Origin of the sequence: Arthrobacter sp. NPDC093128, assembly GCF_040683875.1 — a bacterium.
Classification (GTDB): Bacteria; Actinomycetota; Actinomycetes; order Actinomycetales; family Micrococcaceae; genus Arthrobacter.
Genome location: NZ_JBFBEY010000015.1, coordinates 43,088 through 58,183 on the forward strand (window position 1 = coordinate 43,088; position 15,096 = coordinate 58,183).

Consider the following 15,096-nt stretch of genomic DNA (forward strand, 5'->3'; position numbering starts at 1 on the left):
TGGTGCCAGTGCATTTGTCTCTTACCACCGTCCACCGCCGCGCGTATCCTGAGGCCCAGGAGGAACAGCGATGAACGATCAGATCAAGGACGCGGAAGCGTCCATCCTCGTAGAAGCCCCGCGGAACCGGGTGTGGAAGGCACTCACCGATCCGGAAATTGTCAAACAGTATTTCCTTGGCACGAATGTGACCACCACCTGGCAGGAAGGCGACCCGGTGACCTTCGCCGGTGAGTGGAAAGGCAAGAGCTACGAAGACAAAGGCATCGTGCTGGAAAACCGGCACCAGGAGCTGCTCCGCATCACCCACTACAGCCCACTGACGGGATTGCCGGACGTGCCGGAGAATTATCACACCGTGGAATACCGGCTGGACGAGAAGCCGGAAGGCACCCAGGTCACCATCACGCAAGGGAACAACAAAAGCGATTCCGAGGTGGAGGAGTCTGCAAAGCTCTGGGAAATGGTGCTGGGAAACCTGAAGGAACTGTTGGAGCGCTGACTGTCCCGGGTCTTCCGGAGCGGCGTTGGCACCGGAGATGCGGGCCCTCGACAAGCACCCGGAACAGGTTTAGCTTGGCCTCATGACTGAGATTCCAGACGAAAACGGTACCGCTCGCGGCGACGACGGGATGTCCCGGCCCGTGGACGAGGCCGCGAGGGACTCCGTGGCCGGCGACCTGGCCGCAACAATTGACCCCGATATCGCCGGGATGGATGACACTCCCGAAGGGCACCCGGGCGGCGACGAACGCGGGTGATGCGCCCGGCCGGCACTGCGGCCGCCGCTTGCTGGCGCGCGCCTACCGGACGCGCTGTGCCAGGACCTTCCTCCGATGGGCCGCCGCGCGAAGCTGAATAATCCTGGCTGCGCCCGCAACCGCCACCAGGATGCCGCCGCCCACCGCGGCGATGAAAAGCGCAATGCCCAGTGGCACAGCCCCCTCCAGCCCGAAGTATCTGACCTGCACATAATCCTGGTTCTGCAGGATAAAGACGATGAGCAGAACCATCACCGCCAACGCGGTGGCGACGGCCGCCCAAACCATGCCGGCTCGTGTTACACGCCGGTCCTCCGGTGCATGCGGCGGGGGCTGCGCAGGCGTTGCGCCAGGCGGAATCGGGCGCTCTGCGTTGCCGGGTTGAACCTGTCCTGACGCCGGGGCTGGCTCGTTCGGATCGTAGTCGGGCGATTGCTGAGTCATTCGGTCCATCCTCTTCGAGATGATCCGCCGTGGCGGCAGATTGTGGCGCCGACGCCACTTCAATGAGTCGGCGCCACACTCAAATCATAAGCATGCTTAGCGTTAAAGCCATGGAGGAGTGCGTTGTTCCGTTGCCCGCGGGTCAGTTAACACTGTCCTCCGGCGGCGGCCACGTGGAAAGACGGAAGCGGCTCCCTCTGCGTTGGCGCAGGCGGGAGCCGCTTCCTTTTGTGCCCCAGGAGGGAATCGAACCCCCGACCGGCGGATTAGAAGGCCGCTGCTCTATCCCCTGAGCTACTGGGGCACGTTGGCGTCTCCGGACCATTCCGGCGGCGCCTAGAAAAGTTTACAGTGCCGCGCGCCTTGGGCCAGTCAGCACGCTGGCGGCGTTTTGACCTGTCCCCAACATTGGTGATTCGCGCGGAGTTTTGCACATACGGAACGCAGACCCTCGATCCATTGCCCTGCCGGCGTGAAGCTGAAGGGGCCTGCTAGGGCACCACCATTCGAGACAGGACACCAAGATGACCGACAACATCACTGTCCGGGGCTTCGTCGCCACGGAGATCAGGAGTTCCACCACGCCAGGGGGAGTCGCCACCGCGTCGTTTCGGCTCGGTTGCACAGACCGGCGCTATGACCGCGCATCGAGCACGTGGGTCGATGGCAATACCAACTGGTTTACCGTGCAGGGCTACCGACAGCTGGCCGGCAACATGGGGTGCAGCATCAAGAAGGGCCAGCGCGTCATTATCGTGGGCCGGCTCAAGATGCGGAGCTGGGAAAAGGACGGCCGGATCTACCACGTTGCCGAGATCGACGCCGAGTCCGTCGGCCATGACCTCATGTGGGGCTCCGCCAATTTCACCCGCACGGCCGGGAACACCGCCCAGCCCGGCACGGGACAGGGTCAGTCAGGCCCTGCCTCCGGGGCTCAGGACGGCATCGCGCCTGACTCGGAAGATCCTGAGAGTGCCGGTGATCGCGGGGAGGACGACGAAAACGGGGACCCGGCTGCCGGACGGATCTACGAGGACGAAAACGGTGACGTCCTACAGCTCGATTCGGAGACCGGAGAACTTACCGGGGCCGCCGCCTGAACATGTCCCGCTGATGCCGCGAGTGCGGCACCGTTCCCCTGCGGTGCCGCATGGCAGAATGGCAAGGTGATCCGAGCAGAGACACCCCGGCACCAGTCCGGAATCCGCCAGTCCGAGAACCAACAATCCCAAAACGGCCAGTCCGGAAAGCAACAGCCCGGAAAACCCCTGTCCGGAAACCTGCGACGCCTACGCACAGCGTCTGAGTCGCTCATCGCGGCGTCGGTGCTTGTGGCGGGACTCGCCGGCTGCACGGGAGCGGATCCGGTTCCGTCGGCCCCACCGTCGCAGGCTGCGGCTGCTGCCGTGGAAACGCCGTCCGCGCAGCCTTCATCGTCCGCCGCTGCCGGGTCGGCTGCGTCGACCGCCGCTGACCAGCCCGAACTGGACGCTGACACCGCGCGGCTGAGTGAAACCGTGGGCAATGCCCTCCGCGGAGTTGTTGCCAGCAATCCGAAACCCGGCCAGGAACAGCTGACAGCGGCCCTGACCGGCGCCGGAATACCGGCAGGTTCGTTGCAGGTATCGGCCAGCCACACGCCCACCGGCCTGGAAGTCGATGCCATCGAAGCTGCTGCGTTGCAGGGCACGGACTGCGTGATCGGCCAGATCCGGGGCGGAAGCGTTGTGGTCACGGTCCTTCCGGTTTTGGCGACGGGAAAGTGCTTCGTCGGCGGCTGAGCCTCAATCAGGCCGCCGCGTTTCCGGACTCCGCTGTTGCCGGGCTGTCCGTTCTGAACGATGCCGAACGGCCCGAATGCCGTCCGCGAATGTGAGTTAACCCCGCCGACCCACTAGATTTGGAACCATGGCGGAATTTATCTACACAATGACCAAGGCCCGCAAGGCCGTTGGCGAAAAACTCATTCTTGACGACGTAAGCATGTCCTTCTTCCCTGGCGCCAAAATTGGTGTTGTTGGCCCGAACGGCGCCGGTAAGTCCACCATCCTGAAGATCATGGCCGGTTTGGACACGCCCTCAAACGGTGAGGCCCGGCTCAGCCCCGGATACACCGTAGGCATCCTGTTGCAGGAGCCGCCGCTGAACGAGGAAAAGACCGTCCTGGGCAACGTCCAGGAGGGCGTGGGCGAGATCTACGGCAAGATCCAGCGCTTCAACGAGATCTCCGAGGAAATGGCCAGCCCTGACGCTGACTACGACACCCTGCTCGAAGAAATGGGCCAGCTCCAGGAAGCCATCGACACCGCGGACGCCTGGGACCTCGACTCCCAGCTGGAGCAGGCCATGGACGCCCTCCGCTGCCCGCCCGCGGACGCCGATGTGACCCTCCTTTCCGGCGGTGAGCGCCGCCGCGTGGCGCTCTGCAAACTCCTGCTGCAAAAGCCGGACCTCCTGCTGCTCGACGAGCCCACCAACCACCTTGACGCCGAGAGCGTGCTCTGGCTGGAACAGCACCTCTCCAACTACGCCGGCGCGGTCCTGGCCGTCACCCACGACCGTTATTTCCTTGACCACGTCGCGGAATGGATCGCCGAGGTTGACCGCGGGCACCTGTACCCGTACGAAGGCAACTACTCCACCTACCTGGAGAAGAAGCGCGCCCGCCTTGAGGTCCAGGGCAAGAAGGACGCCAAGCAGGCCAAGCGCCTCACCGAAGAACTCGAGTGGGTCCGCTCCAATGCCAAGGGACGCCAGACCAAGTCCAAGGCCCGTTTGGCCCGCTACGAGGAGATGGCCGCGGAAGCGGACCGTACCCGCAAGCTCGACTTCGAAGAGATCCAGATCCCGCCGGGACCCCGCCTCGGCGGCCTGGTGCTGGAAGCCAAGAACCTGCAGAAGGGGTTCGAGGACCGGACCCTCATCGACGGGCTGTCCTTCACGCTGCCCCGTAACGGCATCGTCGGCGTCATCGGCCCCAACGGTGTCGGCAAGACCACCCTGTTCAAGACCATCGTGGGCCTGGAGCCGCTCGACGGCGGCGACCTGAAGATCGGCGATTCGGTCAAGATCTCCTACGCGGACCAGAGCCGCGGCGGCATCGACCCCAACAAGACCCTCTGGGAAGTTGTGTCGGACGGCCTGGACTACATCCAGGTGGGCCACGTTGAAATGCCGTCCCGTGCCTACGTCGCGGCATTCGGATTCAAGGGACCGGACCAGCAGAAGAAGGCCGGTGTCCTCTCCGGTGGTGAGCGCAACCGCCTGAACCTGGCCCTGACCCTCAAGCAGGGCGGCAACTTGCTGCTCCTTGACGAACCGACCAACGACCTGGACGTCGAGACGCTCAGCAGCCTGGAAAACGCGCTGCTGGAATTCCCCGGCTGCGCCGTCGTGGTATCACACGACCGCTGGTTCCTTGACCGGGTGGCCACCCACATCCTGGCCTACGAAGGTGACGAGGAAAACCCGTCGAAGTGGTACTGGTTCGAAGGAAACTTCGAGTCGTACGAAGAGAACAAGGTGGAGCGCCTCGGCCCCGATGCGGCCAAGCCGCACCGCGTGACGCACCGCCGCCTGACCCGCGACTAGGCTCCCAAGCCACCCGGGTCATGCAAAAGGCCGGTTTCCCCCGAGGGGGGAAACCGGCCTTTTGCATCTGCCTTGATGCGGTGGGCTGCCGTGCGCCGGCAGCCCGGGGCTAGTCCTTCCCGCCCTTGCGCATCTGGTGCTGGAGGACCTTGGTCTGGAAGGCGCCCACCACTTTGTTCTTCAGGTCGGTCGGCACCCGGACCATGCCCTCCTGGGCCACAGATGCGACGTGCTGGCCGTCCCGGCTGAAAATTTTGCCGGTGGCAAGGCCGCGGGCACCCTGGGCGCTCGGCGACTCCTGAACGTACAGCAGCCATTCATCAACCCGCACGGGGCGGTGCCACCACATGGCGTGGTCGAGGCTTGCCACGCTCATACCCGGAGTGATCCAGCTGAGTCCGTGTTTGCGCAGGATGGATTCGAGCAGCGTGTAGTCGCTGGCGTAGGCAAGGGCTGCCCGGTGTGTGTTGGCGTCGTCCGGCATCGGCCCGAAGGTCTTCATCCAGACGGCATTGCGGGCTTCCCGCTCACCCTTGGCCGAAACGTACAGCGGGGGATCCACATGGCGGATATCGAAGGGACGTTCGTAGGCCCAGTGCCGTGCCACGGGGTGGTCGAACTTGCCCAGGAGGTCCGCCGTGCTGGGTAGCGACTCGGGGTCGGGGATGCCCTCGGGCATGGAGGACTGGTGGTCTACACCCTCGTCCTCCTCCTGGAAGGAGGCAATCATCGACAGGATGGGCATGCCGTCCTGGTACGCGTGGACGCGGCGGGCCGAGAAGGAACGGCCGTCGCGCAACCGCTGGACGCCGAATGTGATGGGCTTGTTGGCGTCGCCCGGGCGCAGGAAGTACCCGTGCATCGAATGAACACTGCGAGCCGGATCAACGGTCCGGTTTGCCGCGATGAGCGATTGTGCCAGGACTTGCCCGCCGAAGACGCGCTGCCGGGGCTGGCGCTGGGACGGTCCCATGAAGATGTCCTCGTCGGTCCGTGCACCTTCAAGCTCGCCGAGATCCAGGAGTTCAATGAGCGACGATGTGGGGTCCTCTATGGGCAACGCCTGCAATCCGGCTTCCGCTTCAGTCATGGTTTGACTCTAGACGTCACCCCGGCGCTCCTCAACCGCGGCTCAACCGGTAGAGTCCTTAATGTGTCAGATGTCCTAACCCAGTCCTTCCGCTTCGCCGATCCGCGTGATCTGGCCGATCTCCGCACCTACGCCACACGCGCCAAGGCAATTGACGACGGCGCCATCCGACTTCAGGCGTCGGGTTCCGTGCTCGCCGCCTATGTCTGTGTGCTCCGGCCGCGGCTGCTCGGCGAGTCGACGCCCACCATCCTTGGCCTGCGGACCATGGCGCTGGCAGAGCCGGCCTCGGCCGACGTAACGGTCCCGCTCTCCGCGGTGCTGGACCGGCTCGCCCGCGCGGGGGAGAACGACGTCGAACTGCCCGTGCCGCCCACAACAATCACCGAGTCCTGGGCCGGCGTCAGCGCCCCGAGGTCCGGCTGGGAACCTGTGGGGTCGATTGCCGATGCTGACCTGCGGTCCGCTGCGGAAGCCGGCATCACCGAAGTGGCGGGCATCGTGCCGGACAAACCGGGCGCCCTGATCGTCAACAATGCCCGCGCGGCCGTCTGGGGACGCGAACTGCCCGGCGGCGGCGGACTCCCGGCCGGTGCAGCGTTTGCTGCCCTGACGCTGGGGTTCCTGGGCGGCGACGAGCAAAGGCTCTACCGGGCCGGGCGTTGGTTCCGGCTCAGCGGCAGCCGCGGCCACGTCCTGGCACGCACGGGCGCCGGCCTGGGTCTCTAAGAGGCTCTCAGGCGTCTGAGGGGCTGTTCACCATGGACAGCGCAGCGCGCTCCATGTAATCCCACAGCGTGCCTTCGTAGAGCGGCGCCAGTTCCAGGGCGTCCACTGCCGTGCGCATGTGGTGCAGCCACCGGTCCTTGGCCTCGGGCGTGACCCGGAACGGCATGTGGCGCATCCGCAACCGGGGATGGCCGCGTTCCTCGCCGTACGTGGTGGGACCGCCCCAGTACTGCTCGAGGAACATCAGGAAGCGCCTCTTGGCCGGTCCGAGGTCCTCTTCCGGGTACATCTGCCGGAGCAGCGGGTCCGTGGCCACGCCGTCGTAAAAGACATCGATTAGCTTCACGAAAGTGTCGTGGCCGCCCACGGCGTCGTAGAAGTTGTCCGTGTAGCCGGGCTGGGTGAAGGGATCGTTCTGCATCAGCATCTTCGGTTGGCTCTGGTCAGGGGTTGGCGTGCTCATGGTTACTCTCCGGCCTTCTGCTGGGGTGCTGAATCAGGGTCGGGTACGTCCGCGGACTCGTCCACCGGGGCCACGTAGTTGCCCTGGGAACGGTTGCCCACCCGCAGGATCTCGCCGTTTCGCAGGTACCAGATGGCGCCGTCCTCCGACCGGACACGGGTGATACGGAGGCCCATGGACTCCACTGTTCCCACCACTTCGCTGGTCTCAATGACATCGCCGATGCCGTACTGGTCCTCGATGGTGATGAAGATGCCGGCCAGGAAGTCGCGGATGAGCTGCTGCGCGCCGAAGCCGATGGCGACACCCAGGATACCGACGCTGGTCAGCAGCGGGGCGATGTCCACATCCAGGTTCTTGAGGACGTACATGATGGTGATGACGGCGATGAGGACGCTGGCCACGCTGTTCAGCAGTGAGCCGATGGTCTTCGCCCGCTGGACGCGGCGCTCGTGGTCCAGGGCCCGCAGGGCCGGGGCAACCCACCGGAAATGCGGCTTCTTGAAGAATGTGGTGCCGGCGGCAACGCTCTTGGTGATTCCGACAATCACGAAGGTGGCCGCGAGCCACACTCCAACGCCTACCCCGATGCTGATCACGATTCCGGCTGCGTTGATTCCGGAAATGTCCGGAGTGGCTGGTGGGGTGATCGACAACATGCTGTACATCGGCAGGGATGCTCCTTACTGCTGACCGGCAACTGCCGGAGGTGGCCCGGCGTTCGCCGGGCGCATAACACTCTGTTCACCTTCAACACTAGCGCCGTAGCGTGGCCACATGCGCATCCTGATCCTTGGTGGTACCGCCTTCCTGTCCGCTGAAATAGCCCGGCAGGCGGTTACCGCCGGCCACGCCGTGACCTGCCTTGCGCGCGGCCTGGCGGCCGCTCCGCCGGAAGGAACGGCCTGGCTGCAGGCCGACCGTGCCCAGGGTAAGCAGGCGTATGAAAAGGCCACCGGGGACTGGGACGCCGTCATTGATGTGGCCCGTGATCCGGAGCAGGCCAGGGACGCACTGGAATTCCTGGCCCCGGCCGCCGCGCACTGGACAACAGTCTCCAGCTGCTCCGTGTACGCCGACCACTCAGTGCCCGGCGCGGACGAGAGCGCAGGGCTGCTGCCGCCCCTTGCGCCGGGCACCGCCTTTGCGCCGGAGAACTACGGCGAGGCAAAGTCGGCCATCGAGCATCACGCCACAGCCCTGGCCGGCGCGAGGGCCCACCTTTGCCGGGCCGGACTGATCGGCGGTCCCGGGGACGGCACGGACCGTTACGGCTACTGGCCGGCCCGTTTTTCCCGCGACTCGGGGCCGGCCCTCGTTCCGGACATCGGCGGCAGTGCCACCCAGATCATTGACGTCCGCGACCTCGCGGCCTGGATCCTGGAAGCGGCAGGACTGGGGATTACCGGCGCCCTGAACGCGGTCGGAAGCGTCGTACCGTTTGAGGAATACTTGGACGAATCCAAGCGCCTCGCAGGTTATGGAGGCCGGACGCTCACGGTGCCGGAAGACTGGCTGGTTGCCCGGGGGATTGCCTATTGGGCGGGCAAAGACTCCCTGCCCCTCTTGCTCCCGCCGGGACATGACGGCTTTATGACACGCTCCAACGACGCTGCCGTCGCAGCCGGCCTCACCTTGCGGCCATGGCAGGAGACACTGCGGGACACGCTCGACGACGAACGCCGCCGCGGCCTGGACAGGGAACGGAAGGCCGGGATCGGCGCCGAAACGGAGGAGCGGCTCCTGGCCGAATTCCAGGCGTCCGGTACGTCCTGAGACACGGGACTACCGCCGGCCAATAGCAGCGGTCAGGCTCCCGGGCCGACTGTCGTCGGTGCGTGGAGCACGGGAAAGTTGACGCTGCGGGCAATGAAGCAGACCTTGTTTGCCTCTTCATGGAGCTGTTCCATCAGGGCGTTGTCCACGGCGGCCGCAAGTGTCACCTGCGGCCGGAGCGTGACGGACTCGAACTGGCCGCTGCCGTCGCGGTTGGTCCGCATCAGGCCTTCGGCGCGGTCCTCGTAGGCCGTTACTACCACGCCCTGCTTCACGGCCACGTGGAGGAACGACAGCATGTGGCACTGCGACAGGGCGGTCAGCAGCAGCTGTTCGGGGTTGTACCGGGTCTTTTCCCCGTGGAACGTGGGATCCGCGGACCCCTTGAGGGTAGGAAGTCCGGGGATGTCGATGTCGTGCGCCCGGGAGTACCCGCGGTACGTCGACGTTCCGTCTCCACGGTTCCCGGTCCATCGGACAGTCACGGCGTAACGGTGCTCATCAAGGGTCATGCCGCAAGTCTAGTAACGGCAAACGCCGGAACCCCGGAACTGCAGCGGGCAGCTCAGGGGTTCTGGTTCGTTTCGGCAAACGCCGGTGACTACCCGACGTCGGCCTGGCGGGCCCGCAGCGCGCGGGCCACGCCGTCGCGGTTCTCCAGCATCATGCGCCGCAGGGCGGCGCTGTCTTCGGGCAGGGTGGCCAGGAACTCGTCCGTCCGGTCCACAGTGGCCTGTGTGGTCTGCTGGGACGGGTAAAGCCCGACGACGATCTGCTGGGCGAGCGCGTGGGTGCGGTTGGCAACGATCCCGGGGACGGCGTCGAAGTACTTCTCCGTGTACGGCGCCAACAGCGCCGGATCCAGCACGCGCGTGAAGCCTGCCACCGCGGAGGCCTGCAGGGCATTGGAGAATTCGCCCTTGACCACGATGGACTCCCAGGCTGCAGCCTTTGCCTCGGCCGTGGGAATGGCCGCCGTGGCCAAAGCTGCCGCATTCTGGCCGTTGGCCGTGTTGTCCCGCTCGAGTTCGGCGTCGATCCGGTCCTGGCCGTGCCGTCCGCCGGCCACCAGCGAGGCGAGCAGCTCCCACCGCAGGTCCTGGTCGACGGTGAGTCCGTCCAGCACGGCGGAGCCCTCCAGCAGTGCCGATACCGTATCCAGCTGGCTGTCACTGCGGGCCAGCAGGGCGTACGACTTCACGAACTGGAGCTGCGCATCCGAGCCCGCCGGAACTGCGCCGGCCAGGTCCCAGAGCGTATCCGCTGCGGCCACGGACGTCTTTTCCCGGTGCTCCTCGGCAACGTAATAAGTGAGGGTTGTGGCCAGCTGGCGGAGCTGGACCAGGATCACGGAGGAATCGGATTCGGAAGCGATGTTGGCCAGGATCAGTTCGACGTAGCCGCGTGCCGGTGATTCCCCGTCGCGGGCGGCGTCCCAGGCCGAGCCCCAGACGAGCGTGCGCGGAAGGCTCTCCCGGAAGTCCTTCAGGTGTGCCGTAGCAGTAGCCAGGGACTTCGCGTCGAGGCGGACCTTGGCATAGGCGAGGTCGTCATCGTTGAGCAGGACCAGGTCCGGCTGCTGCAGGCCGGCCAGGGCGGGCACCTCTGTGCGTTCGGCGTCGACGTCCAGTTCTTCGCGGTGCACCCGGACCAGCTGCCCGTCGGTGAGGTTGTAGAAGCCGACGGCGAGGCGGTGCGGCCGGATGGTGGGCTGCTCGGCGACCGCTGACTGCACGATGGCGAAGGAGGTGATTGCGCCGGTGGAGTCCACCGCGACGTCCGGCGTCAGCGTGTTGACGCCGGCAGTTTCCAGCCACAGCCGCCCCCACTGGTCAAGGTCGCGGCCGCTGGCCTTTTCCAGTTCGACCATGAGGTCGCTGAGCTCGGTGTTCTTCCAGGCGTGCTTGATGAAGTACTCGCGGACCCCGGACATGAACTGCTCCGGCCCCACCCACGCAACGAGCTGGCGCAGCACCGAGGCGCCCTTGGCGTACGTGATGCCGTCGAAGTTCACCTCGACGTCCTGCAGGTCGTTGATCTCGGCGAAGATGGGGTGCGTGGTGGGCAGCTGGTCCTGGCGGTACGCCCACGACTTCTCCACGGAAGCGAACGTGGTCCAGGCGTGGTCAAACTCTGTGTTCTCCACCGCAGCCAGGTGTGACATGTACTCGGCGAACGATTCGTTGAGCCACAGGTCATTCCACCAGCGCATAGTCACAAGATCGCCGAACCACATGTGCGCGAGTTCGTGCAGCACGGTGATGGCGCGGCGTTCAATCTGCGCGCCCGTGACCTTGCCGCGGAACACATAACCTTCCAGGATGGTGACGGCGCCCGCGTTCTCCATCGCCCCGGCATTGAACTCCGGGACAAAGAGCTGGTCGTACTTCTCGAACGGGTACGGGCACCCGAACTGTGCCTCGAAGAACTCGAACCCCTGGCGGGTGAGTTCGAAGATGTTGTCCGCATCCAGGTACTGCATGAGCGACTTCCGCGCGAACACTCCCAGCGGAACAACCCGTCCGTCGGCGCACTTCACCTCGCTGCGCACGGACTGGTACGGGCCAGCGACCAACGCTGTCACGTACGAGGAGAGCGGGGGAGTGGGGGCAAACTCCCAGACAGAACGGGCGCCGCCACCCTCGCCGGGAATGGTCTCGATGGGCACAGGCGTGGGGGAGTTGGACACCACGTCCCAGTGCGACGGCGCAGTGACGGTGAACGTAAAGCTCGCCTTGAGGTCGGGCTGCTCGAACACGGCGAACATCCGGCGTGAGTCAGGGACCTCGAACTGCGTGTACAGGTAGACCTCGTTGTCCACCGGATCCACGAACCGGTGCAGTCCTTCGCCGGTGTTCATGTACGGAGCCTCGGCCACCACCAGCAGGTTGTTCTCCGCGGCGAGGTCCGGAAGCTGGATGCGGATGCCGTCGGACACCTCGGCGGGATCCAGCTCGATGCCGTTGAGCATAACGCTGTGGACCTTGTGGGTGACCGCATCGATAAAGGTGGAGGAGCCGGGGCGTGCGCTGAACGTCACGGCGGTGGTGGATCCGAAGACTTTGTCGCCCCGGGTCAGGTCCAGGCTGACGTCGTAGGACTCAACGGAGATGAGGTCGGCGCGTTCACGGGCTTCGGCGCGCGTCAGGTTCATACCTGGCAATGTGGGGCCTCCAGAAAGGGTTGCGGTTGCCGGCCGGCAACAGTGATCACCGGCACTGTGAAGTTATTCTTTCACTTCATTGCCCGTTGGCAAGTTAGGTGAATCACACGGTGCCGGCGCGGAGTAGCGTTGGGGTATGGGAAAGATCAGGGATTCGGTGGACGCCAAGGCGCTGCGGTTCGCGGTGGGGTTCCCTGTGCTGCTGGCCGCCGCATTCGTCGTGTGTGCACTGTTGCTCGGGCCGGACGTGCCGGACCCCATGGCAGTGCGCTGGTCCGAGGCCGGGCCGGCCGGTTTTGCGCCGTTCTCATCCTTTGTGACGTTCGGCGGCCTGATCATCGCGGCGGTGGGCTGGCTGGCCCTGGGGCAGGCGGTGCCTTTGAGTCGGCCCGCTGTGATGCGGCGCATTATGATGGGCGCCGGCCTGGGCATCAGCCTCTTTGTCACCACGGCACTGGCTGCTGTGCTGGTGGGGCAGGCGGGCATCGCCGACGTCCGCGAGGCACGGGTCGACATGTCGGTGCTCGCCCTCGGGAGCGGGGCCGCCTTGGCGCTCGGCGTCATCATCGGGTTTGTGTTCAAAGCCGACGAACAGTGGTCGGTGGACGATGACCGGGCCCTGCAGGAGGCACTGGAACGCGAACTCGACCCGGAACTGGCGACGGATTCCGTACGGCTGTGGGTTCATGCCCGCAGTTCGGTGTTCGTGATGCTCGGCGTCGCGTCGCTCTTCCCGGCGGCACTGGTCTCCATCGCCGTCCCCTGGCTGGGCGCCCTGCTGGTGGTGCTGGCGGTGCTGGCGGCGGCCTTCCTTTTCGCCCGGGTCATCGTCGACCGGAGCGGGCTGCGGGTCTTCGTCGCAGGATTCGTCCGCGTGATGGAGGTTCCGGCCGCGGCCATTGCCTCGGCTGCACCCGCGGACGTCCGTGCCGCGGACTACGGCGGATGGGGCTACCGGCACCACGGCGGAACCACAGCCATGCTGGTCAGCAGCGGCCCCGCCGTCGTCGTCAACCGTGCGGACGGCAAGAAGGTGGCCGTCAGCGGCGGCAGCACCGACTCCGCCGAACGGGTGGCCGCCGTCCTGTCCCGGGTGGCTGCCCGGGCCCGCGGGGAGAAGCGCCCGCCCCAGCCCTGACGTCCGCAGAGTGTTCATGGCGGGCACCCACCGCCTGCGTCCTAGTACGCTTGGAGCCGACCCCCGAAGCAGCCCGGAAGCCTACCGGTGCTAACGACTGAACGGACACTGCCGTGACCACCTCTTCCGACTTTCCGCGCGTCCACATCGCCACCGACCACGCCGGGATGGAGCTCAGCGCCCACCTGGTAGCCCACCTCACAGCGAAGGGCTACGACGTGGTGGACCACGGGCCCAAGGCTTACGACGCCTTGGACGACTACCCGTCCTTCTGCATCAACGCAGCGCTCGCTGTCGTGGCCGACCAGGCTGCAGGAGTGCACGCCCTGGGCATCGTGCTCGGCGGCTCCGGGAACGGCGAGCAGATCGCCGCCAACAAGGTCAAGGGCGTCCGTGCGGCGCTCGCCTGGAACCTGTCCACGGCAACACTTGCCCGCGAGCACAATGACGCCAACGTCGTTGCAGTCGGCGGCCGCCAGCACAGCGTGGACGAAGCAACGGAAATCATCGAGGCATTCCTGCAGGAACCGTTCAGCAACGATGAACGCCATGTCCGCCGCATCGGCAAGATCGCTGCCTACGAGAACACCGGCAAGGTTATCGCCTAGTGCCGGAGGGGCATTCGGTCCACCGGCTGGCCCGCCAGTTTTCGGACGTATTTTCCGGGCAGCGCCTCGCCGTCTCCAGTCCGCAGGGGCGGTTCACTGACGGCGCGGCGCTGCTGAACGACCGCACCCTGGTTGCCTCCGTGGCCCACGGCAAGCACCTGTTCCTGCATTTCGACCACGGGCTCGTCCTGCACGTGCACCTGGGCCTCTACGGCGCCTGGGACTTCGGCGGTGACGCCACGTTCCGCGGCGCTTCCAGCATCGGCGCGCCCCGGAAGGTGGGGGAGCGGGAAATGTTCGACGACGGCGCGGCAGCCGACGCTGCTTTTGAATCCGCTGGCGGCAGTTCCGGGTACGAGGGCCCTCCCGCGCCGGTCGGTGCCGTCCGTGTCCGGCTGGCCGGCGCGCACGGCTGGGCGGACCTCAGGGGCGCCACTACGTGCCACGCCATCACCGAGGCAGAAGCCGACGCCGTCCTGGCCCGGCTGGGTCCGGACCCGCTGCGGAACCTTGCCGGGGACAAGGAAGGCTTCGTCGCGGGCGTACGGGCACGCAGGACGCCCCTCGCTGCGCTGCTGATGGACCAGAAGGTGATCGCCGGCGTCGGGAACGTCTACCGGGCCGAACTCCTCTTCCGCCAGGGCCTTGATCCCTGGCTGCCCGGCCGCTCGCTGGACGCGGAGGCGGCGGGAGGACTGTGGGAGGATACAGTCGCAATGATGTCCGACGGCGTCCGCGACGGCAGGATCATCACCACGCCGCCGACCTACTGGACGGACCCCGCCGCCGGACTGCCGGCGCCGGACGAGTCGCATTTCGTGTACCGGCGGCACGGCCTCGAGTGCCGCAACTGCGGAACCGCGGTGGCGCTGACGGACCTTGCTGCGCGCAAGCTCTATTGGTGCCCCGTGTGCCAGCAGGGGACGTAATGCCCGGAAACCCGGGCAAAGGTGCCGGGCGAACAGGAAAGCCCCTCCGGAGAGGGGCTTTCCTGTTGTCCTGCTTGTGTCCTTGCGGGACTGTCCTGGAGGGGACGACGGGAATCGAACCCGCGTAATCAGTTTGGAAGACTGAGGCTTTACCATTAAGCTACGTCCCCGTGGGAATGCTTCCGGCCGCTGCTGGTGATCACTGCGGCTGATGCATTACTTCCGGTCGGCTGCTCGAGCCGGATATAACTAAACCTAATTCAGGGCCCCAGTGTCAAATGTGCATATCCGGCCGTTATCACCGTAGACTGTTCTGTGCACTTACGGGGTGTAGCTCAGCTTGGCTAGAGCGCCTGCTTTGGGAGCAGGAAGTCGCAGGTTCAAATCCTGTCACCCCGACTCTG

Annotated in this window: 16 protein-coding genes and 3 tRNA genes; 11 read left to right on the plus strand and 8 right to left on the minus strand. The window is 65.8% G+C overall.

Annotation, left to right across the window (positions count from 1 at the left end; genetic code table 11):
- The first annotated feature begins 70 nt into the window (after nucleotides 1–70).
- Nucleotides 71–502: an SRPBCC domain-containing protein gene (locus AB0N24_RS17830; RefSeq protein WP_214956883.1), complete on the plus strand. Its 432-nt coding sequence runs from the start codon at nucleotides 71–73 to the stop codon at nucleotides 500–502.
- Between the two features lie 82 nt (nucleotides 503–584).
- Nucleotides 585–761 (plus strand): hypothetical protein, encoded by a 177-nt coding sequence (locus AB0N24_RS17835; protein WP_181038806.1) that lies wholly within the window; start codon nucleotides 585–587, stop codon nucleotides 759–761.
- Nucleotides 762–803: 42 nt separating this feature from the next.
- On the opposite strand, the gene AB0N24_RS17840 is transcribed toward AB0N24_RS17835, so the two are convergent.
- Both AB0N24_RS17840 and AB0N24_RS17845 read right to left on the minus strand, forming a co-directional pair.
- Nucleotides 804–1,205 (minus strand): lipopolysaccharide assembly protein LapA domain-containing protein, encoded by a 402-nt coding sequence (locus AB0N24_RS17840; RefSeq protein WP_364127049.1) that lies wholly within the window; start codon nucleotides 1,203–1,205, stop codon nucleotides 804–806.
- Between the two features lie 231 nt (nucleotides 1,206–1,436).
- Nucleotides 1,437–1,509 (minus strand) — tRNA-Arg (locus tag AB0N24_RS17845).
- A 220-nt stretch (nucleotides 1,510–1,729) separates the two neighbouring features.
- On the opposite strand from AB0N24_RS17845, the gene AB0N24_RS17850 reads away from it, so the two are divergent.
- The 3 genes from AB0N24_RS17850 (at nucleotide 1,730) to ettA (ending at nucleotide 4,796) form a co-directional block, all read left to right on the plus strand.
- A complete protein-coding gene (locus tag AB0N24_RS17850; RefSeq protein WP_364127052.1) occupies nucleotides 1,730–2,305 on the plus strand; it encodes a single-stranded DNA-binding protein in 576 nt (191 codons plus the stop codon).
- A 66-nt stretch (nucleotides 2,306–2,371) separates the two neighbouring features.
- On the plus strand, nucleotides 2,372–2,986 hold the full coding sequence (locus AB0N24_RS17855) for a hypothetical protein (protein WP_364127055.1): 615 nt from the start codon (nucleotides 2,372–2,374) through the stop codon (nucleotides 2,984–2,986).
- A gap of 127 nt (nucleotides 2,987–3,113) precedes the next feature.
- On the plus strand, nucleotides 3,114–4,796 hold the full coding sequence (gene ettA, locus AB0N24_RS17860) for an energy-dependent translational throttle protein EttA (RefSeq protein WP_104173133.1): 1,683 nt from the start codon (nucleotides 3,114–3,116) through the stop codon (nucleotides 4,794–4,796).
- Nucleotides 4,797–4,905: 109 nt separating this feature from the next.
- Here the strand turns inward: ettA and AB0N24_RS17865 are convergent, their stop codons facing one another.
- Nucleotides 4,906–5,886: an acyl-CoA thioesterase II gene (locus AB0N24_RS17865; protein ID WP_214957115.1), complete on the minus strand. Its 981-nt coding sequence runs from the start codon at nucleotides 5,884–5,886 to the stop codon at nucleotides 4,906–4,908.
- 63 nt (nucleotides 5,887–5,949) lie between these two features.
- Between AB0N24_RS17865 and AB0N24_RS17870 the strand changes: the two genes are divergently transcribed.
- Nucleotides 5,950–6,615 carry a hypothetical protein gene (locus tag AB0N24_RS17870; RefSeq protein ID WP_364127059.1) on the plus strand — a complete coding sequence of 222 codons (666 nt, stop codon included), beginning with the start codon at nucleotides 5,950–5,952 and terminating at the stop codon, nucleotides 6,613–6,615.
- A gap of 7 nt (nucleotides 6,616–6,622) precedes the next feature.
- Here the strand turns inward: AB0N24_RS17870 and AB0N24_RS17875 are convergent, their stop codons facing one another.
- Together AB0N24_RS17875 and AB0N24_RS17880 are read right to left on the minus strand one after the other, a co-directional pair.
- Entirely contained in the window at nucleotides 6,623–7,078 is a 456-nt protein-coding gene (locus tag AB0N24_RS17875; RefSeq protein ID WP_364127062.1) for a globin, read from the minus strand.
- Between the two features lie 2 nt (nucleotides 7,079–7,080).
- Complete coding sequence (locus tag AB0N24_RS17880) at nucleotides 7,081–7,746, minus strand: mechanosensitive ion channel domain-containing protein (protein WP_104173129.1); 666 nt, start codon at nucleotides 7,744–7,746, stop codon at nucleotides 7,081–7,083.
- A gap of 109 nt (nucleotides 7,747–7,855) precedes the next feature.
- Here AB0N24_RS17880 and AB0N24_RS17885 point away from each other — a divergent pair, with 109 nt between their 5' ends.
- Nucleotides 7,856–8,854 (plus strand): epimerase, encoded by a 999-nt coding sequence (locus tag AB0N24_RS17885; protein ID WP_364127065.1) that lies wholly within the window; start codon nucleotides 7,856–7,858, stop codon nucleotides 8,852–8,854.
- Nucleotides 8,855–8,886: 32 nt separating this feature from the next.
- Here AB0N24_RS17885 and AB0N24_RS17890 read toward each other — a convergent pair whose 3' ends face one another.
- Both AB0N24_RS17890 and pepN read right to left on the minus strand, forming a co-directional pair.
- Nucleotides 8,887–9,366, minus strand: coding sequence for an OsmC family protein (locus AB0N24_RS17890; protein WP_364127067.1), 480 nt, complete (start codon nucleotides 9,364–9,366; stop codon nucleotides 8,887–8,889).
- An 89-nt stretch (nucleotides 9,367–9,455) separates the two neighbouring features.
- Nucleotides 9,456–12,008, minus strand: a complete 2,553-nt coding sequence (gene pepN / locus AB0N24_RS17895) for an aminopeptidase N (RefSeq protein WP_364127069.1) — start codon at nucleotides 12,006–12,008, stop codon at nucleotides 9,456–9,458.
- A gap of 145 nt (nucleotides 12,009–12,153) precedes the next feature.
- Between pepN and AB0N24_RS17900 the strand changes: the two genes are divergently transcribed.
- From AB0N24_RS17900 to AB0N24_RS17910, 3 genes are all read left to right on the plus strand, one after another.
- Nucleotides 12,154–13,155, plus strand: a complete 1,002-nt coding sequence (locus AB0N24_RS17900) for a hypothetical protein (RefSeq protein ID WP_364127072.1) — start codon at nucleotides 12,154–12,156, stop codon at nucleotides 13,153–13,155.
- A gap of 113 nt (nucleotides 13,156–13,268) precedes the next feature.
- Nucleotides 13,269–13,763, plus strand: a complete 495-nt coding sequence (locus AB0N24_RS17905; RefSeq protein ID WP_364127074.1) for a ribose-5-phosphate isomerase — start codon at nucleotides 13,269–13,271, stop codon at nucleotides 13,761–13,763.
- Nucleotides 13,763–14,692 carry a DNA-formamidopyrimidine glycosylase family protein gene (locus AB0N24_RS17910; protein WP_364127076.1) on the plus strand — a complete coding sequence of 310 codons (930 nt, stop codon included), beginning with the start codon at nucleotides 13,763–13,765 and terminating at the stop codon, nucleotides 14,690–14,692. The genes AB0N24_RS17905 and AB0N24_RS17910 overlap by 1 nt, the downstream gene beginning before the upstream one ends.
- A gap of 96 nt (nucleotides 14,693–14,788) precedes the next feature.
- Here the strand turns inward: AB0N24_RS17910 and AB0N24_RS17915 are convergent.
- Nucleotides 14,789–14,862, minus strand: a tRNA-Gly gene (locus AB0N24_RS17915).
- 154 nt (nucleotides 14,863–15,016) lie between these two features.
- On the opposite strand from AB0N24_RS17915, the gene AB0N24_RS17920 reads away from it, so the two are divergent.
- Nucleotides 15,017–15,091, plus strand: a tRNA-Pro gene (locus AB0N24_RS17920).
- Nucleotides 15,092–15,096: the final 5 nt, after the last annotated feature.

Coding starts and splice junctions, on each gene's coding strand:
- AB0N24_RS17830 (WP_214956883.1), top strand. CDS start 71: ATGAACGATCAGATCAAGGACGCGGAAGCGTCCATCCTCGTAGAAGCC.
- AB0N24_RS17835 (WP_181038806.1), top strand. CDS start 585: ATGACTGAGATTCCAGACGAAAACGGTACCGCTCGCGGCGACGACGGG.
- AB0N24_RS17840 (WP_364127049.1), bottom strand. CDS start 1,205: ATGACTCAGCAATCGCCCGACTACGATCCGAACGAGCCAGCCCCGGCG.
- AB0N24_RS17850 (WP_364127052.1), top strand. CDS start 1,730: ATGACCGACAACATCACTGTCCGGGGCTTCGTCGCCACGGAGATCAGG.
- ettA (WP_104173133.1), top strand. CDS start 3,114: ATGGCGGAATTTATCTACACAATGACCAAGGCCCGCAAGGCCGTTGGC.
- AB0N24_RS17865 (WP_214957115.1), bottom strand. CDS start 5,886: ATGACTGAAGCGGAAGCCGGATTGCAGGCGTTGCCCATAGAGGACCCC.
- AB0N24_RS17875 (WP_364127062.1), bottom strand. CDS start 7,078: ATGAGCACGCCAACCCCTGACCAGAGCCAACCGAAGATGCTGATGCAG.
- AB0N24_RS17880 (WP_104173129.1), bottom strand. CDS start 7,746: ATGTACAGCATGTTGTCGATCACCCCACCAGCCACTCCGGACATTTCC.
- AB0N24_RS17885 (WP_364127065.1), top strand. CDS start 7,856: ATGCGCATCCTGATCCTTGGTGGTACCGCCTTCCTGTCCGCTGAAATA.
- AB0N24_RS17890 (WP_364127067.1), bottom strand. CDS start 9,366: ATGACCCTTGATGAGCACCGTTACGCCGTGACTGTCCGATGGACCGGG.
- pepN (WP_364127069.1), bottom strand. CDS start 12,008: ATGAACCTGACGCGCGCCGAAGCCCGTGAACGCGCCGACCTCATCTCC.
- AB0N24_RS17900 (WP_364127072.1), top strand. CDS start 12,154: ATGGGAAAGATCAGGGATTCGGTGGACGCCAAGGCGCTGCGGTTCGCG.